The 23,108-nt window shown below is 74.3% G+C and carries 20 protein-coding genes and 1 tRNA gene; 9 read left to right on the top strand and 12 right to left on the bottom strand.

Going from position 1 to position 23,108, the window contains the following annotated elements; translation table 11 throughout:
• Position 1: 1 nt before the first annotated feature.
• A complete protein-coding gene (gene argS, locus SJY07_RS21045; RefSeq protein ID WP_380161454.1) occupies positions 2–1,666 on the bottom strand; it encodes an arginine--tRNA ligase in 1,665 nt (554 codons plus the stop codon).
• Positions 1,667–1,782: 116 nt separating this feature from the next.
• On the opposite strand from argS, the gene SJY07_RS21040 reads away from it, so the two are divergent.
• Positions 1,783–1,854: transfer RNA gene (locus tag SJY07_RS21040), tRNA-Arg, on the top strand.
• Positions 1,855–1,985: 131 nt separating this feature from the next.
• The gene (locus tag SJY07_RS21035) at positions 1,986–2,675 is read left to right on the top strand and encodes a SprT-like domain-containing protein (RefSeq protein ID WP_380161453.1); all 690 of its coding nucleotides are present in this window, start codon (positions 1,986–1,988) and stop codon (positions 2,673–2,675) included.
• A 10-nt stretch (positions 2,676–2,685) separates the two neighbouring features.
• Here SJY07_RS21035 and SJY07_RS21030 read toward each other — a convergent pair whose 3' ends face one another.
• Together SJY07_RS21030 and SJY07_RS21025 are read right to left on the bottom strand one after the other, a co-directional pair.
• Positions 2,686–3,186, bottom strand: a complete 501-nt coding sequence (locus tag SJY07_RS21030) for a glutathione peroxidase (RefSeq protein ID WP_380161452.1) — start codon at positions 3,184–3,186, stop codon at positions 2,686–2,688.
• Positions 3,187–3,223: 37 nt separating this feature from the next.
• The gene (locus SJY07_RS21025) at positions 3,224–4,276 is read right to left on the bottom strand and encodes an FAD-dependent oxidoreductase (RefSeq protein WP_328292263.1); all 1,053 of its coding nucleotides are present in this window, start codon (positions 4,274–4,276) and stop codon (positions 3,224–3,226) included.
• Positions 4,277–4,401: 125 nt separating this feature from the next.
• On the opposite strand from SJY07_RS21025, the gene SJY07_RS21020 reads away from it, so the two are divergent.
• Positions 4,402–4,911 carry a phosphoribosyltransferase family protein gene (locus SJY07_RS21020; protein WP_328292264.1) on the top strand — a complete coding sequence of 170 codons (510 nt, stop codon included), beginning with the start codon at positions 4,402–4,404 and terminating at the stop codon, positions 4,909–4,911.
• Here SJY07_RS21020 and hrpB read toward each other — a convergent pair.
• Genes hrpB through SJY07_RS21005 form a run of 3 tightly spaced genes read right to left on the bottom strand, consistent with a single transcriptional unit; the run spans position 4,903 to position 9,892 of the window.
• Positions 4,903–7,413 (bottom strand): ATP-dependent helicase HrpB, encoded by a 2,511-nt coding sequence (hrpB, locus tag SJY07_RS21015; protein WP_380161451.1) that lies wholly within the window; start codon positions 7,411–7,413, stop codon positions 4,903–4,905. The two genes, SJY07_RS21020 and hrpB, sit on opposite strands and share 9 nt — an antisense overlap.
• A gap of 4 nt (positions 7,414–7,417) precedes the next feature.
• Positions 7,418–8,248, bottom strand: coding sequence for a hypothetical protein (locus SJY07_RS21010; RefSeq protein WP_380161450.1), 831 nt, complete (start codon positions 8,246–8,248; stop codon positions 7,418–7,420).
• Positions 8,249–8,272: 24 nt separating this feature from the next.
• Complete coding sequence (locus SJY07_RS21005; RefSeq protein ID WP_380161449.1) at positions 8,273–9,892, bottom strand: DEAD/DEAH box helicase; 1,620 nt, start codon at positions 9,890–9,892, stop codon at positions 8,273–8,275.
• 287 nt (positions 9,893–10,179) lie between these two features.
• On the opposite strand from SJY07_RS21005, the gene SJY07_RS21000 reads away from it, so the two are divergent.
• Genes SJY07_RS21000 through SJY07_RS20985 form a run of 4 tightly spaced genes read left to right on the top strand, consistent with a single transcriptional unit; the run spans position 10,180 to position 14,201 of the window.
• Complete coding sequence (locus SJY07_RS21000) at positions 10,180–11,250, top strand: iron chelate uptake ABC transporter family permease subunit (RefSeq protein ID WP_328292268.1); 1,071 nt, start codon at positions 10,180–10,182, stop codon at positions 11,248–11,250.
• Positions 11,251–11,270: 20 nt separating this feature from the next.
• Entirely contained in the window at positions 11,271–12,344 is a 1,074-nt protein-coding gene (locus SJY07_RS20995; protein ID WP_380162452.1) for a FecCD family ABC transporter permease, read from the top strand.
• The gene (locus SJY07_RS20990) at positions 12,344–13,252 is read left to right on the top strand and encodes an ABC transporter ATP-binding protein (RefSeq protein WP_380161448.1); all 909 of its coding nucleotides are present in this window, start codon (positions 12,344–12,346) and stop codon (positions 13,250–13,252) included. The genes SJY07_RS20995 and SJY07_RS20990 overlap by 1 nt, the downstream gene beginning before the upstream one ends.
• Before the next feature lie 10 nt (positions 13,253–13,262).
• Complete coding sequence (locus SJY07_RS20985) at positions 13,263–14,201, top strand: NAD(+)/NADH kinase (RefSeq protein WP_328292271.1); 939 nt, start codon at positions 13,263–13,265, stop codon at positions 14,199–14,201.
• Between the two features lie 27 nt (positions 14,202–14,228).
• On the opposite strand, the gene SJY07_RS20980 is transcribed toward SJY07_RS20985, so the two are convergent.
• Positions 14,229–15,101, bottom strand: a complete 873-nt coding sequence (locus tag SJY07_RS20980) for a hypothetical protein (protein ID WP_328292272.1) — start codon at positions 15,099–15,101, stop codon at positions 14,229–14,231.
• Positions 15,102–15,220: 119 nt separating this feature from the next.
• Here SJY07_RS20980 and SJY07_RS20975 point away from each other — a divergent pair, with 119 nt between their 5' ends.
• Positions 15,221–15,583 carry a PRC-barrel domain-containing protein gene (locus SJY07_RS20975; RefSeq protein WP_328292273.1) on the top strand — a complete coding sequence of 121 codons (363 nt, stop codon included), beginning with the start codon at positions 15,221–15,223 and terminating at the stop codon, positions 15,581–15,583.
• Positions 15,584–15,634: 51 nt separating this feature from the next.
• On the opposite strand, the gene SJY07_RS20970 is transcribed toward SJY07_RS20975, so the two are convergent.
• From SJY07_RS20970 to SJY07_RS20950, 5 genes are all read right to left on the bottom strand, one after another.
• Positions 15,635–16,687 carry a hemolysin family protein gene (locus tag SJY07_RS20970; protein WP_328292274.1) on the bottom strand — a complete coding sequence of 351 codons (1,053 nt, stop codon included), beginning with the start codon at positions 16,685–16,687 and terminating at the stop codon, positions 15,635–15,637.
• Complete coding sequence (locus tag SJY07_RS20965; RefSeq protein WP_328292275.1) at positions 16,684–18,042, bottom strand: hemolysin family protein; 1,359 nt, start codon at positions 18,040–18,042, stop codon at positions 16,684–16,686. The genes SJY07_RS20970 and SJY07_RS20965 overlap by 4 nt, the downstream gene beginning before the upstream one ends.
• Positions 18,043–18,230: 188 nt before the next feature.
• Positions 18,231–18,446, bottom strand: coding sequence for a hypothetical protein (locus SJY07_RS20960; RefSeq protein WP_380161447.1), 216 nt, complete (start codon positions 18,444–18,446; stop codon positions 18,231–18,233).
• Positions 18,447–18,547: 101 nt separating this feature from the next.
• The gene (locus SJY07_RS20955; RefSeq protein ID WP_380161446.1) at positions 18,548–20,350 is read right to left on the bottom strand and encodes a putative bifunctional diguanylate cyclase/phosphodiesterase; all 1,803 of its coding nucleotides are present in this window, start codon (positions 20,348–20,350) and stop codon (positions 18,548–18,550) included.
• Positions 20,347–21,240 (bottom strand): alpha/beta fold hydrolase, encoded by an 894-nt coding sequence (locus SJY07_RS20950; RefSeq protein ID WP_380161445.1) that lies wholly within the window; start codon positions 21,238–21,240, stop codon positions 20,347–20,349. Before SJY07_RS20950 ends, SJY07_RS20955 begins: the two co-directional genes overlap by 4 nt.
• A gap of 262 nt (positions 21,241–21,502) precedes the next feature.
• Here SJY07_RS20950 and SJY07_RS20945 point away from each other — a divergent pair, with 262 nt between their 5' ends.
• Positions 21,503–23,077, top strand: a complete 1,575-nt coding sequence (locus SJY07_RS20945) for a methyl-accepting chemotaxis protein (protein WP_380161444.1) — start codon at positions 21,503–21,505, stop codon at positions 23,075–23,077.
• Positions 23,078–23,108 lie beyond the last annotated feature (31 nt).

Genomic DNA, 23,108 nt, shown 5'->3' with positions numbered 1-23,108 from the left:
ATCACATGCGGTCCGGCGCCGAGACACCGAGCAGGGTGAGGCCGTTGGCCAGCACCTGCCGGGTGGCGTCGTTGAGCCACAACCGCGTCCGGTGGACGTCGGTGACCTCTTCGTCGGCGCGCGGGGTCACCCGGCACGCGTCGTAGAACTTGTGGAACCGGCCGGCGAGCTCCTCGAGGTAGCGCGCGACCCGGTGCGGTTCGCGCAGCTCCCCCGCCCGGGCGACCACGGCGGGGAACTCCGCGAGGGCGGCCAGCAGCAGGGACTCGGTCTCGTCGGTCAGCAGCGAGGGCTCGAAGGCGTCCTCGCGACGCACCCCGGCGGTGGCCGCGTTGACCGCGACGTTGGCCGTCCGGGCGTGGGCGTACTGGACGTAGAAGACCGGGTTGTCGTTGCTGCGCCTCGTCAGGACGTCGAGGTCGATGTCGATGCTGGAGTCCACGCTGGAACGCACCAGCGAGTAGCGCGCGGCGTCGACGCCGACGACCTCCACGAGGTCCTCCATCGTCACCACGGTCCCCGCCCGCTTGCTCATCCGCAGCGGGACGCCGTCCTTGACGAGGTTCACCATCTGGCCGATGAGGATCTCGAGGTTGACGCCCGGGGTGTCCCCGAACGCGGCGCACATCGCCATCATCCGGTTGACGTAGCCGTGGTGGTCGGCGCCGAGCATGATCACGCAGCGGTCGAACCCGCGCTCGCGCTTGTCGAGGTAGTAGGCGAGGTCCCCGGAGATGTAGGCCGGGTTGCCGTCGCTCTTGAGGACGACACGGTCCTTGTCGTCGCCGAAGTCGCTGGTGCGCAACCAGGTCGCACCGTCGGACTCGTAGATTCGGCCGAGGTCGCGCAGCTTCTGCACGGCGCGGTCGACGGCCCCGGAGGCGTGCAGGGAGTCCTCGTGGAAGTACACGTCGAACTCGACGCCGAACTCGGCGAGGCTCGCCCGGATCTCGGCGAACATCAGCTCCACGCCCTCGCGGCGGAAGGTCTCCTGCTGCTCCTCGCGCGGGAGGTCCATCGTCCCGGGCACCTTCGCCACCACCGCGGCGGCGATGTCGGAGACGTAGCCGCCGCCGTAGCCGTCCTCGGGGGCGGGTTCGCCGTTGGCGCGGGCGAGCAGCGAGCGGGCGAAGCGGTCGATCTGGGCGCCGTGGTCGTTGAAGTAGTACTCGCGGGTGACGGTCGCGCCGGCGGCCTCGAGGACGCGGGCCAGGGAGTCGCCGACGGCGGCCCAGCGGGTCCCGCCGAGGTGGATGGGGCCCGTCGGGTTCGCGGAGACGAACTCGAGGTTGATCCGCTCCCCGCTCGGGGTGGCGGCCCGGCCGAAGGCTGCACCGGCGGTCACGACGCCGCGGGCCAGTTCCCCCGCGGCCGCGGCGTCGAGGGTGATGTTGAGGAAGCCCGGGCCGGCGATGTCGACGGCCTTGACGCCCTCGACGGTGAGCAGTCGCTGCTGGACCAGAGTGGCGACGTCGCGCGGGGGCACGCCGGCCTTCTTGGCCAGCTGCAGGGCGACGCTGGTCGCCCAGTCCCCGTGGTCGCGGTTCTTCGGACGCTCCACGCGGACCTCGGCCGGCACGTCGGCGGGGTCGAGGGACAGCTCTCCGGCGGTCACGGCCGCGGTCAGGGCGTCCCTCAGGGCAGCTGAGAGCTCGGCGGGAGTCACGGGGGTCAAGCCTACCGGCGTGTGGCGTCCTCCCGGTCCGCCCCGTTCGGCGCAGGGGTCCGGGGCGTGGTCGGAGCGGGCCCGGAGGCGCTGGTAGTGTTCGCAGGGCACCGCGGGCCCCCGTAGCTCAGCGGATAGAGCATCGCCCTCCGGAGGCGTGTGCGCAGGTTCGAGTCCTGCCGGGGGCACAGCAGCAGAGGACCTCGCACTGACGTGCGGGGTCCTCTTCGTCGTTCTGGTGCGTCGTTCCGGCCGCCGAGCCGGTCGTGTCGGAGCTCCGTGCTCGGATGCCTCCCGGGTCGAGGGAGAGGATGCGCGGGTGGACGTGGAGGACGCGGTGGCGGTGGCGCGGGGGCTGCTCGCCGAGCACGGGCTGACCGGCTGGAGCGTCGTGCTGGACCGCGCGAAGACGCGGGCGGGGGTGTGCCGGGCGGACCGGCGCGAGATCGGGCTGAGCGCGCCGCTGACCGCGCTGCACTCGCCCGAGGAGGTCCGGGACACGATCCTGCACGAGATCGCGCACGCCCTGGTGGGCCCGCGCCACGGTCACGACGCGGTGTGGCGGGCGACGGCCCGACGCATCGGCTGCTCGGCGCAGCGGCTCTCCTCCGGGCCCCGACCCGAGGGGGCGTGGTCGGGGACGTGCGCCGCGGGGCACGTCCTGACCCGTCACCAGCGGCCGAGCCGGGTGGTGAGCTGCGGGAGGTGCGCGCGGGGTTTCGACCCCGTCAACGTGCTGCGCTGGAGCCACCGCGGCCGGGAGGTCCCGCTGACGGAGATGACGCTCGGCTACCGGCAGGAGTGGGCCCGCCTGCAGGACGGAGAGCCGGGTCGGGTTGCGCTGCAGCGTCTCCCACTGGGGTCGGTGGTGCGGCTCGGCGGGGCCGGGAGGTTCGCCGGAGCCACCGGCCGCATCGTGAAGCTCGGTCGGACCCGGTACCACGTGCAGGTCGGACGCGGCGTGCTCACCGTCCCGTTCCCGCTGGCGCAGCCGGTGCGGGGACGGTGAGGGAGGGGGGTCAGGCGGGGAGCTGGGCCTCGACGGCGGAACGCAGCGCGGCGTCCTCGGGCGTGGTCCGCGAGCGGAACCGGGCGACGACCTCACCCGCGGGCGAGACGAGGAACTTCTCGAAGTTCCAGGCCACGTCGCCGGCCGCACCCTCGGCGTCCGCGGTGTCGACCAGCGCGGTGTAGAGCGCGTCGCGGCCCGGGCCGTTGACCTCGACCTTGCCGGTCATCGGGAAGGTCGTGCCCCAGGTCGCGGAGCAGTACTCCGCGATCTCCTCCTCCGACCCGGGCTCCTGGCCCTTGAACTGGTTGCAGGGCACCCCGAGCACGGTGAACCCGCGGTCGCCGTACTCCTTCTGGAGGTTCTCCAGCCCCTCGTACTGCGGGGTGAAACCACAGCGCGAGGCGACGTTCACGACGAGCACGGCCTTGCCGGCGAACTGGGCGGTGTCGAGCGCGCCACCGGTGAGCGAGGTGAGGGGGGTGTCGAAGGGCGAGGTCGGCGAGGTCATGGCCGGAACGTACCCCGCGGCCGGCGGTCGCCGGACCTCACCGGCCGGCGAGGACCTCGCGCACGGCCTCGCGGGCTGCCCGGCTCGCACCGATCGTGCTGGCCGAGGGTCCGTAGCCGACGAGGTGCAGCCGCGGTTCGCGGACCGCGCGCGTGCCGTCGACGAGGATCCCGCCGCCCGGTTCCCGCAGCTTCAGGGGGCGCAGGTGGTCGACCGCGGGCCGGAACCCGGTGGCCCACAGGATGACGTCGGCGGCCTGCTCGGAGCCGTCGGCCCAGCGGACCCCGTCGGGGAGGACGCGGGCGAACATGGGGTGGCGCTTGAGGACACCGCGGTCGCGCAGCGCCGCGACCTCCGGGGTGAGCAGCAACCCGGTGGCCGAGACGACCGAACCGGGCGGCTCCCCCGCCGCCACCCGCTGGGCCACGACCTCCACGGCCGCCCGACGGGCGTCGACGTCGAAGTCGTCGCGGAAGTCCGGTTCGCGCCGGGTGACCCAGGTCGTGGCGATGCCCAGACCGGAGAGGTCCTCGAGGTGCTGGACGGCGGAGATCCCGCCGCCGACGACGACGACGTGCTGCCCCAGGAAGTCCCGTGGGCCGGGGTAGTCGGCGGTGTGCAGCTGCCGGCCGCGGAAGGTCTCGCGCCCGGGGGCGGTGGGCCAGAACGGTTTCGTCCAGGTGCCGGTGGCGTTGATCACCGCGCGGGCGGCGAAGCTGCCCGCCGTGGAGTCGACGACGAGGCGGGCCCCGGCCGGTCGCACCTCCTGCACGGCGACGGGTCGACGGACCGGCTGCCCGAGCCGGAGCTCGTACTCGGCGAAGTAGGCGGGGACGACCTCGCGGGCCGGTGCGGTCGGGTCGACGGCCCCCAGCGGGAAACCCGGCAGGTCGTGGACGCCGTTGACGCGGTCCATCGTCAGACCGGACCAGCGGTGGCGCCAGGCGCCCCCCGGTTCGTCGTCGGCGTCGAGGACGACGTAGCCGCGACCCGGGTCGAGCCCGGCCCGGTCGAGGAAGAAGGCGGCCGAGAGCCCACCCTGCCCGGCTCCGATGACGACGACGTCGACCGTCGACAGCGCGGGGCTCATGAGCCACCCACCCGGTCTCGAGTCGTCACAGTCAGTGATCGTATGCGCCGGGGCCGGTTCTGCGCTCACCATCGGCCCGGGCAGCGGGGCCCGGGCGGGACGAGGGGGTCGACTAGCCTCCCCGGGTGACGTCCGACGCCCCCGCCCGCGAAGTGCTCACCTGGTCGACCTTCGGGGAGGCCGTGCGGGAACTCGCCTCCACGATCGCCGCCGACGGGGACTACCGCCCCGAGGTGATCCTCGGGATCGCCCGCGGCGGGCTGCCGCTGGCCGCCGGGCTGGCTTACGCGCTGGAGGTCAAGGAGACCGCGACCATCAACGTCGAGTTCTACACCGGCGTCGACTCCCGCCTGCCCGAGCCGGTCGTGCTGGCGCCCTCCGTGGACCTGGCCGAACTGGCCGGCCGCGAGGTCCTCGTCGTCGACGACGTCGCCGACACCGGCCGGACCCTCGCCGTCGTGGTGGGGATGTGCGCCGACGCCGGGATCAGGGCCCGTTCCGTCGTCGTCTACCGCAAGCCCACCACCCGGCTGGCGCCGGAGTACTCCTGGCGCGAGACCGACCGGTGGATCGACTTCCCGTGGTCCTCGGAGGGGCCGGTCCCCGAGGTCGCGCGGCGCTCCGCGTCAGCCTGAGCGGGGTTTCGTCCGCGCGGTCGCGACGGCGGTGAGCGGGTCCTCCGGCCAGGGGTGCTTGGCGTAGCGGGCCCGGTTCTCGGCCCGGACCGCCGGGTAGACGTTGCGCCAGAACGACTCCAGGTCGGCGGTGACGGCCAGCGGCCGACCGGCGGGTGAGAGCAGGTGCAGCACCACGGGCACCCGGCCCTCGACGAGGCGTGGCGTCGCCGTCCACCCGAAGGCCTCCTGCAGCTTCAGGGCGAGCACCGGGGCGGCCGGGTCGGTGTAGTCGAGTCGCACCGAGCGACCGCTCGGCACGGGCAGGTCCACCGGGGCGAGCTCGTCGAGTCGAGCGGCCTGCGGCCAGGGCAGCTGCGCCCGCAGGGCCGCGACGACGTCGATGCGGGCGAGGTCGCGACGCGAACGCACACCCGTCAGCTGGGCTCCGAGCCACTGGTCGAGGGTGGCGAGCAGGTGCTCGTCGCCGAGGTCGGGCCAGGAACCGCCCTGCGCGGCGCGGCAGCACGCCACCCGGGAGCGCAACGACGCCGCCCCCGCCCCGAAGGACAGCAGACGCAGCCCCTCCCGGCGGATCCCGTCGGCGACGGCCGCGGCCACGAGCTCGGCCGGGGGGTGCGGCAGCGGCCGGGCGGCCAGTTCCACCGCCCCGACCCCCTCGACCCGGCGGGCCACGACGTCCCCGTCGCGCCAGACGACCTCGTCACGGACCTCGACCCCCACGACGGAACGGGCGAGGTCCTCGGTCAGCGGCGCCGCCGAGCGGACGCGGGCGGCGGCTCGCCCGGGGGCGCGGTCGGCGACGGCGACCGCGAGCCACGGGGCGGCGCGCAACCCGCTGCCCGGGGCGACCTCGACCCCCGTCCCGCCCGTCGTCGCGTACGCGACACCGTCCGGGGTGCGTTGCCGGGCAACGCGTTCCGGGTGGGCGAGGGCGACGATGACCGCCGCCGCGAGGTCGCGGGGCAGACCGGCGGAACCGCCGCGCCCGGACGCCGGGGGCACTGTGGGCATCGAGGGCACCGAGGAGCGCAGCCGGGACACCTCCCGCCGCCACACCGGGTCCCCCTCCGCCGCCCGCCACGACGCCACGAGGTCGTCACCGCCGCGCAGCAGCGAGTCCTCCGAGAGCAGCGCGACGACCTCGGCCGCCGTCCGGGGCCCGACCCACCCGGCTCCGTCGAGCAGGGCCCGGGCCAGCCGCGGGTGCAGCCCGACCTCGGCCATCGCCCGACCCGAGGGGGTGATCCGGCCGTCCGCGAGCGCCCCCAGCCGTTCCAGCGCCTCCCGGGCCGCCGCGAGCGGGCCGGCGGGCGGCGGGTCGAGCAGGGACAGCCCGTCGGTGTCGCCCCAGCCCGCCGTGAGCAGCGCGAACCCGGTGAGGTCCGCGGTCGCGATCTCCGGCGGGGTGTGGGCGAGCAGCAGTCCGTGCTCGGCGGCGGACCAGGCGCGGAGCACCGTCCCGGGGGCCTCGCGGGCTGCGCGACCGGCCCGCTGGTCGGCCGAGGCGCGCGAGACCCGGACCGTGTCGAGACCGCCGAAGCCCCGGGCGTGGTCGATGCGCGGGACGCGGGCGAGCCCCGCGTCGACGACGGTCCGGACCCCCGGGACGGTCAGCGACGACTCGGCGACGGTGGTCGAGAGCACGACCCGACGCCGGGGACCGGGCCGGAGCGCGGCGTCCTGCTCGGCCCCGGACCGGCCGCCGCTGAGCTCGACGAGGTCGACGTCGGTGAGGAAGGCGCTGCGCTGCAACCGGTTGGTCACCGCGCGGATCTCCCCGGCCCCCGGCAGGAAGACCAGCACGTCGCCGTCGCGTTCCAGGGCCCGTCCCACGAGCCCGCCGACGTGGTCGAGCAGCGCCGGGTCGACACGCAGGCCCTCGGGCGGTCGCACCGGCCGCGGCGGCGGGCACCAGGACACCTCGAGCGGGTGGACGGGTGCGGTCGCGGTCACGACGGGGCCGTCCAGCAGTGCGGCCAGGCGCGGCACGTCGAGGGTGGCCGAGGCAGCCAGCAGCCAGAGGTCCTCGCGGAGCAGGTCCCGGGCCTGCAGGGCGAAGGCGAGGGCGAGGTCGGCGTCGAGCTGCCGTTCGTGGACCTCGTCGAGCAGGACGGTGGCGACACCGGGCAGTTCGGGGTCGTGCAGCATGCGCCGCAGCAGCAGTCCCGTGGTGACGACCTCGACGCGGGTGTCCGCGGAGACCTTGCGCTCACCGCGGACCGCGTAGCCCACGGTGGCCCCGACGGGCTCGCCCAGCAGCGAGGCCATCCGGGCCGCGGCCGCGCGGGCGGCGACCCGGCGGGGTTCGGCGACGACGACCTTCCCGGTGCGCGCGTCGGCCAGCGCGAGGGGCACCAGCGTCGTCTTGCCCGTGCCGGGCGGAGCCTGCAGGACGGCGGTCCCCCGGGAGCGCAGCGCGTCGATCAGGTCGGGCAGGACCGCCGCGACGGGCAGGGCCGAGAGCAGGTGGTGGGGGATCGACGGGACGAGGGACGGCACCCGCTCATCCTGCCCGCCGTGACCGCACCCCTCGGAGCAGCACCCGCCGGAGCGGCACCGCCCCCAGGCCGAGCCCGACGACGATGAGCGCGACGACCTGACGGCCTCCCAGGACGGGTCCGTGGCCGACGTCGACGTAGCCCCCGAGCCGGAGACCGGCGAGGCGCTCGAAGTGGTTGCGGGCCCCGGGGAAGAAGAAGTCGTCGACGCCGTAGGCGACCGGGAAGCCGGCCGGGCCGGCGAGCAACGTGGCGACCGCCCACTGCGGTCGGTGGTGCGACTCGTGCTCGGCGAGGTTCGCCGCGTCGGAGGGGACCGTGGGGAACCGCGGGGAGATCACCATGTCCCCGAAGTTCACCGTCCGCTTGCCGGCCACCGCCTTCGAGACGACCCCGACGTAGTAGTCGGCGGCCGCGTAGCGGCACACGGTGAGACCGCGGGCGTCGGCGTAGAGCATGGCCAGACCCGTCTCGGGCCAGGTCGCGACCTTCTGCGCGAGCAGCGACGGCGTGAGGTCGGGAACGTCGGCGGTGGAGCCCCACTCCTCCCCCGGCGGCGCGGCGCAGACGGGAGCGGCACCGAGGTCGGTGACGCTGCGCCAGGCCGTGCCGAGCAGGATCGAGGTGACGGCCAGTCCGGCGACGACCCCTTGCAGGATGCGGACCGCCGCCGGCCGGACCGGCGCGTGCCGGCCCTTGAACCACCACCAGAGGGCCCCGAGGACACCCGCGACGAGGAGCCAGAAGAACAGGTGGGCCGCGGCGCGGCTGTGCGGGTGGCTGTAGCCCCACCAGCTGGGCGACCCCGGCCTGCCCACCCCACCCGCCCCGCCCACCTCAGCAATCTAGGGCGGGAAGCCTCAGTTCGCCGGGCCGCCCGTGGCGGGCCCGCGACCCTGACCACCACGACGGCGACGGCGGGGAGCCCCGGTCGCCTCCGCGGCGGGTGCCGCGCCCCGACGGGCCGCGGGCTGGCGCGTCGGGGTCTTGGCCCGACGCTGCGCCTGGGGCTGGGCCGGGGCGGTCGGCACCGGCGAGTCCGCCGGGTCGACGTGCGCCGCGGCCGGGCCGACGAGACGGCCGACGAGCTCGTGCTGCGCGGAGACGCTCGTCCACTGCGGCGAGATGCCGGCCTGGCGGGCCAGGGTCCGGACGTCACCCCGCTGGTCGGGCGTCGCGACGGTCACGACGAGACCACCGGCACCGGCGCGGGCGGTGCGCCCGGAGCGGTGCAGGTACGCCTTGTGCTCGGTCGGCGGGTCGACGTGCACGACGATGCTGACGTCGTCCACGTGGATGCCGCGGGCGGCGATGTCGGTGGCGCAGAGGACCTTCACCGAGCCGTCGGAGAACGCACCGAGGTTGCGCTCGCGGGCGTTCTGGCTGAGGTTCCCGTGCAGGTCCACGGCGGGGATCCCGCTCGCGGTCAGCTGCTTCGCGAGCTTCTTGGCCGCGTGCTTCGTCCGCGTGAAGAGGACCGTGCGGCCCTCCCCCGCCGCCAGTTCGCGCACCAGGGAGTTCTTCCCGTCGGCGGCGACCTCGAGGACGTGGTGCTCCATGGTCGAGACCGGTGCGACGGCCGGGTCGACGGAGTGCACGACGGGCTCGGAGAGGTAGCGCTTGACCAGGACGTCGATGCCGTTGTCCAGCGTCGCCGAGAACAGCAGGCGCTGACCGACCACGGGGGTCGCGTCGAGCAGGCGCTTCACGCCGGGCAAGAAGCCCAGGTCGGCCATGTGGTCGGCCTCGTCCAGGACGGTGACCTCGACGGCGTCGAGCTGGCAGTGCCCCTGGCGGATGAGGTCCTCGAGCCGGCCGGGGCAGGCGATGAGAACGTCGACACCGTCGCGCAGCGCGTTGACCTGCGGGTTCTGTCCGACGCCACCGAAGACGACGGTGGTGCTGAGGCCGAGGGCGTGGGCCAGCGGCGTCACGGTCGCCGAGACCTGGTTGGCGAGCTCGCGGGTCGGGACCAGGACGAGCGCGCGCGGGCGCTTGCTGCGGCGCGGGCGGGTCGAGGCGGCGAGACGGGTCACCAGCGGCAGCGCGAACGCGATGGTCTTGCCGCTGCCGGTGCGACCGCGACCGAGGACGTCGCGACCGGCCATCGAGTCGGGCAGCGTCGCGGTCTGGATCGGGAACGGGCTGACCACGCCGGTGCTCGCGAGGACGTCGACGAGGGGCTGGGGGACGAAGAGGTCGGCGAAGCTGCGCCCGTCCTCGACGATCTCCACGGCCGTGTCGGAGAAGCCTTCGGCGCTGGTCGGACGCTGGACCGGGACGCGCTCGGCGGGCGCCTGGCGCGGGGCCGGGTTCGCGCTCTGGTTCGGGTTCTGGCGGCTGCGGGACTGCTGCGCGGCCTGGTCGGTCGCGGTGCCCGAACCGCTGGCGCGACGACGCCGGCGCGGCGGCGGCACCGAACCCTCGGTGCGGGGGGTGGAGCTGGACGTGCGGGGGCCGCGGGACGCGGACGAGTTCACAAGGAGCCTCTCGGAGGACGGACACGACGGGAAGTGGCCGTGGTGCCCGACCACACCCGCCGGCCCGGAGGCCGTGCGAGGGACCTGCGCTCCGGCCCCTGGGGCTCGGTGCTGAACACTCGACCGCGGACGCACTGGCGTCCGCCGACGACCATCCTACCGACCGTCGCCCCCTCCCATCGGCAGCGCCCCCCGCGATCACAGGAGGGAAGCGTCACGATCCGGGTTCGCGCGGGGTCGGGGACACACGTTCCGGATCGGAGGGTGGAGAGGCTAACCTCACTTCCGTGTCCACCTCGTCCACCTCCACGAGTGCACCGCCGCCGGCGGCCGCGCGCACCGGGCCGGCTCCGGCGAAGCGGCGGGTGAACCGCCCCCTCGCCCTGCTCCTCGCCTGCGCCCTGCTCGGTCTGGCCGTGCTCGCGAGCCTCGCGATCGGGTCGCGCGAGATCCCGCTGGGCACGGTCCTGCGCGCCCTCACCGACGGCAGCGGTGGCTCCCAGGACGTCCTCGTCGTCCGGGAACTGCGGATCCCCCGCACGCTCCTCGGCATCGTCGTCGGCGCCGCCCTGGGCCTGTCCGGGGCGCTCATGCAGGCGTTGACACGCAACCCGCTGGCCGACCCGGGCCTGCTGGGCGTGAACTCCGGCGCCGCCGCCGCCATGGTCACGGCGCTCGCCGTGTTCGGCCTCACCTCGCGCCTGCAGCTGGTCTGGGCCTCGATGCTCGGCGCCGCGGTCGTCTCGGTCGCGGTCTACCTGCTCGGCGCCACCGGCCGCGGCGGGGCGACCCCCGTCCGCCTCGCCCTGGCCGGCACCGCCGTCTCGGCCGCGCTGTACGCCTACACCAGTGCGCAGGTGCTGCTCGACACCACGACCTTCGACCGGTTCCGGTTCTGGCAGGTCGGCTCGCTGGCCGGGCACGACATGACGACCTTCTGGCAGATGCTGCCGTTCTTCGCGGTCGGGATCCTGCTGGCCCTCACCCAGTCCCGGGCCCTGAACGCCCTCGCACTGGGCGAGGACTCGGGCCGGGCGCTGGGCGCGAACGTCACCCGGACCCGGGTGCTCACGGCGCTCGCCGTCACCCTGCTCTGCGGCGCCGCCACGGCCACCGCGGGCCCCATCGCCTTCGTCGGTCTCGCCGTACCGCACGTCGTGCGCGCCCTGACCGGACCGGACCAGCGCTGGGTCCTCCCCCTCTCCTGCGTCGTCGCACCGGCGCTGCTGCTGTTCGGCGACGTCCTGGGGCGGATCGTGGTCCGGCCCGGGGAGCTGGAGGTCAGCATCGTGACCGCCGTGCTCGGGGCGCCCGTCCTCGTCGCGCTCGTCCGGCGTCGTCGGCTGGCCCAGCTGTGAGCGCGGGAACGTCGGAGAGACTGGCGAGCGTGCCCCCGCTGCGGACCGCCGACCAGGCCCGCACGGGTCGCACCGTCCGGGCCGGACGCGGGATCTCGCTGCGCATCGAGGGACGCAGCCTGCTCGTCTGCCTCGGCCTGCTCGCGGCGCTCGCCGGCGTGGTGACGCTCAGCCTCACCACCGGCGACTACCCGATCTCGGTGCCGGACGTCGTCCGCACGCTCCTGGGCCAGGGCAGCCGGGCGGACGGGTTCATCGTGCTGGGTCTGCGGCTGCCGCGGGTCGTGACGGGACTGCTCGTCGGTCTCGCCCTCGGGATGGCCGGTGCGGTGTTCCAGCTCGTCACGCGCAACCCGCTCGGCTCCCCCGACGTCATCGGCTTCACCTCCGGCGCCGTGACCGGGGCCCTCGTCGTCCTGCTGGTGATCGGTGGCGGCGGCAGCCAGACCGCGTTCGGTGCCCTGATCGGGGGCGGGGTGACGGCCGTCGCCGTCTACCTCCTCTCCAGCCGCGGCGGGGTCCAGGGCTACCGGCTGATCCTCGTCGGGATCGGCGTCACCGCGGTGCTGCAGGCCGTCAACGACTACCTGCTGACCCGCTCCCGCGTCGAGGACGCCCAGCAGGCGCAGGTCTGGATCACGGGGTCGCTCAACGGCCGCGGCTGGGAGCAGGCGACCCCGTTGGGCCTCGGACTGGCGGTCCTGATCCCGCTCGCGCTGCTGAGCAGCCGCTCGCTGACCATGCTCGACCTCGGCGACGACGCGTCGCGCGCCCTCGGGGTGGACGTCGGCCGCACCCGGTCGACCGTCCTGGTCGTCGCCACCGCCATGACGGCGCTGGCCGCGATGGCCGCGGGCCCGATCGCCTTCGTGGCCCTCGCCGCCCCGCAGGTGGCCCGGCGGATGACCCGCGCCGTCGGGTCCGGGCTGGTGGCCGCAGGGCTCACCGGGGCGCTCATGGTGCTGGTCAGCGACTTCGTGGCGCAGCGCCTCTTCGCGCCGACCCAGCTGCCCGTGGGGGTGGTGACCGGCGCCGTCGGTGGCCTCTACCTGGCGTGGCTGCTGGCCACCCAGTGGCGACGGGGCCGCGGCTGATGCCTCCGACTGCGAGAGAACGGAACGACGTGACCCGGAACCGTCTGCGCGGCGAGAACCTGACCCTCGCCTACGACGATCGCACCATCACCGAGGACCTCGGGATCGAGATCCCCGACGGGTCCTTCACGGTCATCATCGGCCCGAACGCCTGCGGCAAGTCCACGCTGCTGCGGGCCCTGGCCCGGATGCTGAAACCCCGGAAGGGCACCGTGTTCCTCGACGGCGAGCAGATCCACTCGCTACCCAGCAAGGAGGTCGCCCGCCGGCTGGGGCTGCTGCCGCAGACGGCGACGGCCCCCGACGGCATCACCGTCGCCGACCTGGTCGCCCGGGGCCGCTTCCCGCACCAGAAGTTGCTGCGGCAGTGGTCGAAGGACGACGAACGCGCCGTCGACGCGGCGATGGCCTCCACCCAGGTCACCGACCTCGCCGAGCGCAGCGTGGACGAACTGTCCGGCGGGCAGCGCCAGCGGGTCTGGATCGCGATGGCCCTGGCCCAGGAGACCCCCATCCTGCTGCTCGACGAGCCGACGACGTACCTCGACATCGCCCACCAGATCGAGGTCCTGAACCTCTGCGCGCGCCTGCACGAGGAGCAGGACCGCACGATGGTCGCCGTCCTGCACGACCTCAACCACGCCACCCGCTACGCGACCCACCTCGTGGCGTTGAAGGAGGGCCGGGTCGTGGCCCAGGGCGACCCGCACGAGATCGTCACCAGCGAGCTCATCGAGGACGTCTTCGGCCTGCCCTGCGTCGTCATCCCCGACCCCGAGACCGGCACCCCGCTGGTCGTCCCCCGGGCCCGGACGAGCCGGCTCGGCCAGGACGCCGCCACCCGCGGCCACGTCGCCGGGTCGCCCCAGGCACGCCCTGCCGGACGTGTCGGGGGCGCAGGCGTTTAGCGTGTCGGGGATGCAGCCCGCAACGGTCGGACGACTCGGCCTCGTCGTCCACCCCGTGCGCGACACCTCCGCCGAGGCCGACCTCGTGGTGGCCTGGGCCGCGGAGCACGGCAAGGAGGTCGTCGGGCTGCGGACCGACGTCACCCGGCTGCCCGCGGGAGTCCTCGGGGTGGGCGAGGACGAGTTCGCCTCCACCGTCGACGCCGTCGTCAGCCTCGGTGGGGACGGCACGATGCTGGGCGCGCTGCGCCTCGTCGTCGCCCGCGGGGTGCCGGTGCTCGGGGTGAACCTCGGTCACCTGGGGTTCCTCGTCGAGCTCGAACCCCGCGAACTGCCCGGCGCGCTGGAACGCATCGCCGCCGGGGACTTCACCGTCGAACCCCACCTGTGCCTGCGCACCGAACTGCGCACGGGCGACACCCTCGAGCAGGCCGTCGCCTTCAACGACATCGCCCTGGCCCGCACCCCGGGGCGGGGGACGGTGACGGCCGCGCTGTCGGTCGCCGGCCAGCGCATCGGCTACCTGCGCTGCGACGCGATCGTCCTCGCGACCCCGACGGGCTCGACGGCCTACAGCTACGCCGCCGGCGGTCCGGTCGTCTCCCCCGGAGCCGACACCCTGCTGGTGACGCCGGTCGCGCCGATGTCCGGCATCGCCCGGCCCATCGTGCTCGGGGTGGAGGAGACCGTCCGGATCGAACTGCTGGAGTCCTCCGGGCCGCCCGTCGTCGAGATCGACGGGATCGCCTCCGGGGAGCTGCTGCCGGGGTCGGTCATCGAGGTCCGCGCCGAGCGCGACGCGGGGCACGTCATCCGCTTCGACGCCGCGGGCCACGGACGCCGGTCCCGGGTGAAGCTCAGCCTGCTCGACCTGCCGCTGCTCCCGGACGAGATGCTCGAGCTCGTCCCGAAGGAGATGCGGCCCAACGAGTCCACGCGTTCCCGCTGACCCGCGCCGCAGCCTCCCCGGCCCGGATCAGCCGGCGGTGGGGTCGGTCGTGGGGATCCCGCTGGGCCGACTGAGGGCGGCGTCGGAACTGTCCGAGGTCGGTGTCGCCACGGCGGCGGCGTCCTGCTGAGCGGTCGCCTCGCCCGAGGACGAACTGCTCGAGGAACTGCTGGACGACGACCCGCTGCCGGTCGGTGACGAGGAACTCGTCGCCGTGCTCCTCGAGGTCGGGTCGTCGGTGGCCGTCCCGGAGCTCGTCGGGCTGTCGGTGGCCGTCGCGGTGCTCGTCGCGGTGTCCGTGCTGGTCGCGGTGTCCGTGCTCGTCGCGGTCTCGGTCGGCGACGAGGTCTCGGTGGGGGTCGAGGGCGTGCTGGTGATCTCGTTGCCCACGATCCCGGAGTTCACCGTGGCCGTGGACCCCTGACGCTCCGCGGCGACGCTCTGCCCGCTCAGCTGCTCGAAGGCGAAGATCCCGCCCACGCTCAGCACGAACGCCGAGACCCCGAGGAGCACCGCGTGGGCCGGCCGGAACCGCTTGCGGGGCGGGGGAACCGGCGCCGGGGGCGGTGTCGGGTCGTCCTCGCCGGGCACGGGCGGGGCCGGGTCGTCGGGGTGCTGGTCCTGGGCCGGCGGGACCGGGGAGGGTCCGGGGGATCGACCCCGGGCGCGACGGGCGGCCTCGGCGAGCCGTTGCCGGCTCGCGTTGAGGTAGTGCCCGTAGATCGCGGCGGCCGTCGAGGCGATGACGCTGCCCATCGCCGCGCCGACGAGGGTGCCGTAGGAGCCGAGGCTCTTCAGCCCGGCCAGCAGGAACGCCGAGGTGACGGCCGCGAGGGCGCCGCCGGCGATCTGCGCCCAGTTGATGGTCAGGGTGGTCCGCTCAGGGGTCTGTTCGCTCATGCCGTGACCCATCGTCCCATCCGGTTCCGGTGGGTCCTGGCAAGCCCTGGGGTGAGTCCTGTGAAGGCTCGCCCCGCCCCCCGGTAGCGGTCGTGATCGCCGTCGGCCAGAGTGTGGCCATGAGCATCCTCGTCCAGGACCTGAACCAGTGGAAGGGCGCTCCCGTCCTCGACGTCAGCGACGCGAAGATCGGCACCCTCGCCTCGGTCTACGTCGACGCGGCCACCGACGAGTGGCTGTTCGCCTCGGTCGAGACCGGCCTCATGGGCTTCAAGAAGGCCGTCCTCATCCCGCTGGAGGGCGCGGCCGTCGGCCGCCACGACATCCGCGTCGCCTTCTCCAAGGAGAACGTCAAGGCCGCCCCGTCGTTCGGCACCGACGAGGAGCTCGGCCCCGACGACGAGCCGAAGATCTACGTCCACTACGGGATGGACTACGTGCCGCTGGACACCCCCAGCGGCCGCCGCCTCGCCCGCCGCTGACGCCCCTGGCCCGTGGCCTCGCGGTGAACGACCGCGAGACCACGGGCCGGGTCACACCCGGGCGCGCTGCATGGCGTCGCTGACCTCGCCGACGAGCTCCTCGAGGACGTCCTCGAGGAAGACGATGCCGGTGACGGTCCCGGCGGCGTCCACTACCCGCGCGAGGTGGGCGCCGCTGCGGCGCATCGACGCCAGGGCGTCCTCGACCTCCTCGGCGTCCCCCAGGGTGCCGAGCTGACGGATCCGCTTCTCCGGCACGGCCTGGTGGTACCGCTCCGGGTGCTCGTGGGGGTCGGCGTAGAGGATGTCCTTGAGGTGCAGGTAGCCGTGCAGCTCCCCGTCGTGGTCCAGCACCGGGAAGCGCGAGTACCCCGTCCGGGCCACGAGCGCCTCGACGTCGGCCGGTGACGCGCCGAGCGAGAGCGTGCGCAGCTGCGCGAACGGGACGGCGATGTCGCCGACCGTGCTCTCGGAGAACTCCAGGGCCCCGGCCACCAGACCACCGCTGTCGTCGAGGGTCCCCTCGCGGCGGCTCTCGGCCACGATGGACTGCACCTCCTCGACGGTGAACGCGCTGGCGACCTCGTCCTTGGGTTCCACGCCCAGCGCCCGCAGGGCCGCGTTGGTCAGACCGTTCAGCGCCCGGATGACGGGGCCGATGACGCGCCCGAGGGTCACGAGCGGCGGCGCGAGCAGCAGCACCGCGCGGTCGGGACCGGCGATGCTGAGGTTCTTCGGGATCATCTCGCCGACGACGACGTGCAGGTACGTCACGATCGAGAGGGCGATGACCAGCGAGACCGGGTGCAGCAGGAACTCCGGCAGGTGCACCGCGTGGAACAGCGGCTCCAGCAGGTGCGCGAGCGCCGGTTCGGCGACCGCACCGAGGCCCAGCGAGCACAACGTCACGCCGAGCTGGCAGGTGGCCAGCATGAGCGAGACGTGCTCCATGGCCACCAGCGCCGAGCGGGCCCGGGCGCTGGTCTGGGCCAGCGGTTCGATCTGGCTGCGCCGGGCGGAGAGCACGGCGAACTCGGCGCCGACGAAGAACCCGTTGCCCAGCAGCAGGACGACGGCGAGGAGCAGCGAGGCCTGGGCGCTCACCGGGCACCTCCCGCGGCGATGCCGGCGTCGGCGGCCTGGACGGCGTCCGCCAGGGTGATCTGGCGGGTGCGCAGGCGCAACCGCTCGACGCGGCGGCCCTCCATCCGCGCGACGCGCAGGACGGCGCCGTCGAGCTCGATCTCGTCGCCGACGGTGGGGATCCGGCCGAGGCGGGACATGACGAACCCTCCGAGGGTCTCGTAGGCGGGGTCGTCGGGGACCTCGACCCCGGTGGCGTCGCGGACCTCGTCGGGTCGGGCCAGACCGGGGACGGTCCAGGACGCGTCGCGGTGCTGGCGCAGGCCGCCGCGGTCGCGGTCGTGCTCGTCGGAGACGTCACCGACGATCTCCTCGATGAGGTCCTCCAGCGTGACGACCCCGGCGGTGCCGCCGTACTCGTCGACGACGATCGCGAGCTGCAACCCCTTCTGCCGCAACTGCACGAGCAGCGGTTCGAGGGTGAGGGAGTCCGGGACGCGGCGCGCGTCGGCCATCAGCGCGGCGGCCGGGACGTCGTGGCGACGGTCCGGCGGGACGGCGACGGCAGCCTTGACGTGCACGACACCGCGAATGTCGTCGTCGTCGTCCCCGGTGACCGGGAAGCGGGAGTGGCCCGTCGTCCGGGCGCGGGAGACGACGTCGGCGGCGGTCTCGTCGAGGCGGATCGCCTCCATCCGCACCCGTGGGGTCATGACGTCGGCCGCGGTCTGGTCCCCGAAGAGCAGGGACCGGCTGATGAGGTTCGCGGTCCCCTCGTCGAGGGTTCCCATGTCGGCCGAGCGGCGGACGAGCGCCGCGAGCTCGCGCGCGGACCGCGCGCCGGACAGCTCCTCCTGGGGTTCGACCCCGATGCGGCGCAGGAACCAGTTCGCGCTGCCGTTGAGGACCTTGAGCAACGGCCCGGTCGCCCAGGTGAAACCGCGCTGGAGCGGGGCGACGACGCCCGCCGTCGCGAGGGGGACGCTGAGGGCGAGGTTCTTGGGGATGAGTTCCCCCACGACCATCGAGAACGCCGCCGCGACGACGACGCTGACGACGCCCGCGACGGAGTCGGCGAGCGTCTCCCCGAGGCCGAGGGAGGTCAGCGGCCCGTTCAGCAGGGAGGCGAGCGAGGGTTCGGTGAGGTACCCGACGAGCAGGGTGGTGAGGGTGATCCCGACCTGGGCGCCGGAGAGCTGGGTGGAGAGCGTGCGCAGCGCGGGGAGGACACCGGCCGCGCGCTTGTCGCCGTCCTCGACGGCCTTCTCGACGGTGAACCGGTCGAGGGTGACGAACGCGAACTCGGCCGCGACGAAGACCGCGGTGCCGAGGGTGAGGACGACCCCGACGAGCAGGAGGAGCCATTCGGTCAGCACGGGTGGTCCCCGCACGGCTCTCCGGGCGACGCCGGGTGTGGATGGTGACTGGTACTGGGAGGGTCGGAATCGACCCGGGCATCTGAACTCATGGCACCTCGAAGCGTAGACGAGGGACCCCGGGCCCGCGGCTGGAGCGGCGGGTCGGATTCGCGGTCACGGCCGGGACCCGAGGGGCCCGGAGACGGCTAACCGGCGTCCTCCGGCTCCCGGGAACGCGGGACGTACCAGGCGGCGAGGAAGTAGAGCCCCGCGGCGGTGAAGGCGATCTTGACGAGCAGCATGAAGGAGCCGCCGTCGTGGACCACGGTCCACGCCAGCGCGGCGAGGGCCAGGTACACGATCCCGGACCGCTTGGACTGCTCGAGGGTCTTCGTCGCCCGCCACCAGGGTTGTCGCGCCATGACGACAGTGTGGGGCGTGCCCCGGGGTCGCGACGACCTCGCGGCGGCGCCGGCTCCCCCGACGGGACCCCGACCAGGCTCGACGCGGTGGTCGACGCCGCTCAGGGGTGGGCGCCCGCGGGTCGGGGCCGGCTGAACAGGTACCCCTGGGCCAGGTCGCAGCCGAGCTCGAGGAGGACGTCGCGCTGCTCGGCGGTCTCGACCCCTTCCGCCACGCAGTCCAGCCCCAGGGCGCGCGCGAGGTGCAGGCAGGCTCCCGCGATCGCCCGGTCGGCGGGACGATCGACCAGGGACTCGACGAAGGAGCGGTCGATCTTCAGCTCGTGCACCGGGAAGCGCTGCAGGTAGGTCAGGCTCGCGTAGCCGGTGCCGAAGTCGTCGATCGCGATCCGGACGCCCAGGGCCGCCAGGGCGCTCAGCGTGGTCTCGGCCGCGACCGGGTCGGTCATCAGCGCCGTCTCGGTGATCTCCAGGACCAGTTGCGAGGCCGGCACACCGTGCCGAGCCAGCGCCGAGGTCACCAGGAGCATGAGGTCGGGGTCGCTCAGCTGCCGGGCCGAGATGTTGACGCTCATCTGGACGCCCGCGCCGCTCGAGGTCCCGGCCGTGGACTCGGCGGTGGGCTCGGCGTTCCACACCGCGGCCTGCGCGACCGCGGTATCGAGCACCCAGGCACCGACCTCGCGGATCAACCCGGCGTTCTCGGCGACGTCGATGAACGCGGCCGGGCCGAGCAGCCCCCGGGTGGGGTGCTCCCAGCGGATCAACGCCTCCACCCCGGTGGTCACCCCGTCGACGAGGCGGACGCGGGGTTGGTAGTGCAGACGCAGCTGGCCCTCGGCCAGGGCGGCACGCAGCTCCTGGAGCAGCCGCAGGCGGTCCGCGGTCGCGTCCCCGGCCTGCGGGTCGTGCACGGCCCAGCCGCTGCGGCCGTTGTCCTTGACCCGGTACATCGCGGTGTCGGCCCGGCGGAGGACGTCGTCGGCGGCTCGCGCGGCGTCCCCGTCGGTGGGCAGGGGGTCGGCGAAGGCGATGCCCGCGCTCGCGGAGAGGACGACCTCCACCCCGTGGACGACGACCGGTGCCGCGAGCTCGGCCAGCAGGCGGCGGCACAGGGCGACCGCCTCGTCCTCGTCGCGCAGGTGTTCCAGGACGACGAACTCGTCCCCGGCGAAGCGCGCCACGACCGCGCTCTCGCGCACCGCGGCCCGCAGCCGCGCACCGAGCACCTTCAGCAGTTCGTCGCCGCCGGCGTGCCCGACGCTGTCGTTGACGGCCTTGAACCCGTCGAGGTCCAGGAACAGCACCGTCGCTCGACCCGGCTCGGCCTCCGCGCTGGCGAGAGCGTCGGTCAGGACCGCCTGCAAGCCGGTGCGGTTCAGCAGGCCGGTCACGGGGTCGTGGTGGACCAGGTGCTGCAGGTGGCGTTCGGCGGCGGCCCGCCGGGCCTCGGACGTCTCCGCCGTCCGCTTGGAGGCCAACAGCTCCTGCTCGTAGCGGCGGCGTTCCCGGGCGGCGAAGAGGGCGATCAGGACCGGCCCCGCGCCGGCGGCGGGGGCGCCTGCGTGGTCCAGGGAGGTGGCGCTGAGGAACGCCGCGTGCCGGACGCCCCCCGCGCCCAGGACCTGCACGGCGCTCTCGTCGACGCGTCCGGTGGTGGTCAGCTTCGGCAGGCTGTGCGTGGTCCACACGATGCGGTCGCCGACCGGCAGCAGCCGGGCGAACACCGTCCCGACGACGTCCTCGCGCGACAGCCCCGACCACGCCGTGAAGGTGTCGTTCGCGGCCAGGACGAGACCGGTCTCGGGGTCCAGCACGAGGTGGGCGCACGGGGAGTGGCGCCACCACAGCGCTTCCGGCCCGGTGACCGGTTCGATCCAGGTCGCGAGCGCGCGGTCGGTCACGACGGCGGCCCGGAACGGGTCGCACCGGACGCGTCGTGGCGAGCGTGGCGGTCCAGGTGCGCGCGGAGCGCGGCGGCGGTCTCGGCCGGCGCGCTGATGTGCGGGCAGTGCCCGGTGGCCTGCAGCGCCACGAGGTGACCGCGCGGCAACGCCGCGGCCACCGCGGCCCCGACCTCCTCCGGGGCCAGGGCGTCGTGGCGGCACTGCAGCACCAGCGTCGGCTGGTCCACCCGTCCCAGCACGTCCCGGGAGTCGCTGAGGAAGATCGCGCTCGCGAAGGTCGCGGCGGCGTCCGGATGGGTGCCCAGGAAGCTCTCGGTCAGCTCGGCCTCGAGGTCCGGGGACCCGGGGGTGCCCATGACCACCGGCGCCATCGCCGCGGACCAGGCGTAGTAGTTGCTGTCCAGGGACTCCAGCAGTTCGTGGACGTCCTCCAGGCTGAAACCGCCGACCCAGCCGCCCGCGGGGTCGTCGACGTAGCGGGGGGAGGGCGCGAGCAGGGCCAGGGAGGCGAACCGGTCCGGTTGGGCGGCCGCGGCCAGCAGCGCGATCATCGCGCTGACCGAGTGGGCGACCACGTGCACGTCGCGCAGGTCCAGCGCCGCGCAGACCTCCAGCAGGTCCTGGGCGTACCCGCCCAGCTCGGCGTGGCGCTCGTGGTCGAAGTCGGCCAGCCGGGTGCCCCCGGAGCCGGCGTAGTCGAACAGGACGACCCGGTGGTCCTGGAAGAAGGGCAGCAGCCGCGTCCAGGCCAGCTGCCCGGCACCGAACCCGTGGGCCAGCAGCAGCACCGGCCCGTGCGGGTCCCCGACCTCGGTGACGCAGTGCCGGGCCAGGACGGCGGCCGCGTCGGGCACCGTGACCACCGGCGCCGGTGGCGTGCTCGACACGACGCGACCGGCACGCCGGGGCGGGATCGTTCGCGCGGGGTGGTCGGGAGGGGTGGTCGGGTGGTGCACGGGAACCTCACGAGTGGTTGGACGTCCAGGTGATCTCGGCGGGAACCGGCGCCCGGTTGAGCGCGGGACGGCCGGATCACCCCGATGGCCGGTCGTGGGCCGCAGCGCGCGGGTCGATGGGCTCAACGGGCGACCCGGGACCGGGAACGCTTCATGACGTGGGGAAGCTTGCCGAACAGCAAGCATGCCGAAGATGCGTGACCTCTCAATCACCCGCAAGCTCGTCCTCGGGTTCGGGGTGGTGCGCCTCCTCCTGGCCGCGGCGATCGGCCTGGGTCTGAAGACGCTGAACTCCTCGCAGTCCACGGTGTCGGCGATGTCCGGGGTCGTGGTGCCGGGCGTGAAGTACAGCGGTCTGGTCAAGTACTCCTTCGCGCAGAGCCGCCTGGACCTGACGGCGATGGCGCTGGCCGTCGACCCGAGCGCGACCGCGGCGGCCCAGGCGGCCATGACCGCCGACGACACCGAGCTGGACGCGGAGTGGAAGGGCTACCTCGACACCTTCCCCGTCTCGACGCAGGCCGACCGGGACTCCTTCCAGGCCGACCTCGCCACCTACCGGGCCGAGCGCCAGGCCCTGGTGACCGCGGCGGAGGCCAACGACACCGCCACCTTCGTCGCCACCCGCGACCGCGACGTCACACCGCTGGCCACGCGGATCAACACGACGCTCGACCGGATCCAGAAGGCCGAGGTCGACAACGCGAACGCCACCGCCGTCCAGGGTGCGGCGGACTACCGCCGGGCCCTCGCCCTCCTCGTCGGGTTGGGCGTCGCGGCCCTCGCGGTGGCGATGGTCGTCGCCGCGCTCGTCGCCCGCTCCATCACCCGGCCGCTGGCCCGCACCGCCGCCGTCGTGCGGGGGCTGGCGGAGGGGCGCCTGGACCAGCGGGTCGGCTACGACGCCGCCGACGAGATCGGTCAGCTGGCGGCTGCGGTCGACCGCACCATGGACCAGCTGTCCACGACCATGACCGAGCTCACGTCGACCGCGCAGGTGCTGGCCGGGTCCAGCGAGGAGATGTCCGGCGTGGCCACCCGACTCTCCGCGGGGGCCGCGGAGACGTCCTCGCAGACCCACGTCGTCTCCGCGGCGACGGAGGAGATCTCGGCGAACATCGGCACGGTGGCCGCAGCCGGTGAGGAGATGACGGCGGCGATCAGCGAGATCGCGAGTTCCACCTCCGAGGCGTCCACGACCGCGGCCGCGGCCGTCGCCGCCGCCGACGGAGCGGGACGGACGCTGGCGCGGTTGTCGGCGTCCTCGCGTGAGATCGGCGACGTCGTCAAGCTCATCACCTCCATCGCGCAGCAGACGAACCTGCTGGCGCTCAACGCCACCATCGAGGCCGCCCGGGCGGGCGAGCTCGGCAAGGGCTTCGCCGTCGTCGCCGGCGAGGTGAAGGAACTCGCGCAGCAGACGGCGCAGGCGACGGAGTCGATCACCGCGCGGGTCGCGGCCACCCAGGCCGACGTGAGCGAGGCGACCGCGGCCATCGGCGAGATCACGGAGGTCATCACGCGGATCGACGCGCTGCAGGCCACCATCGCCGCGGCCGTCGAGGAGCAGTCCGCCACGACGGGCGAGATGGTCCGCAACGTCACCGAGGTCTCCGTGGGCAGCCGGGAGATCTCGGCGACCATCGCCGGCATCGCCGGCGCCGCTGAGCAGACGACCGACGCCGCCGCCCAGACGGCCCAGACCGCCGCGGGGGTGTCCCGCTCGGCCGCCGACCTGCAGCGCCTCGCCGCCCGGTTCACGCTGTGAGGACGACGCCTCGGAACGGGGGTCACCCCGC

This window comes from Kineococcus sp. R86509, from assembly GCF_042466365.1.
Taxonomy (GTDB): domain Bacteria; phylum Actinomycetota; class Actinomycetes; order Actinomycetales; family Kineococcaceae; genus Kineococcus.
Note: the sequence above shows the minus strand (reverse complement) of the source record. Positions and strands in the feature narration are given on the sequence as shown.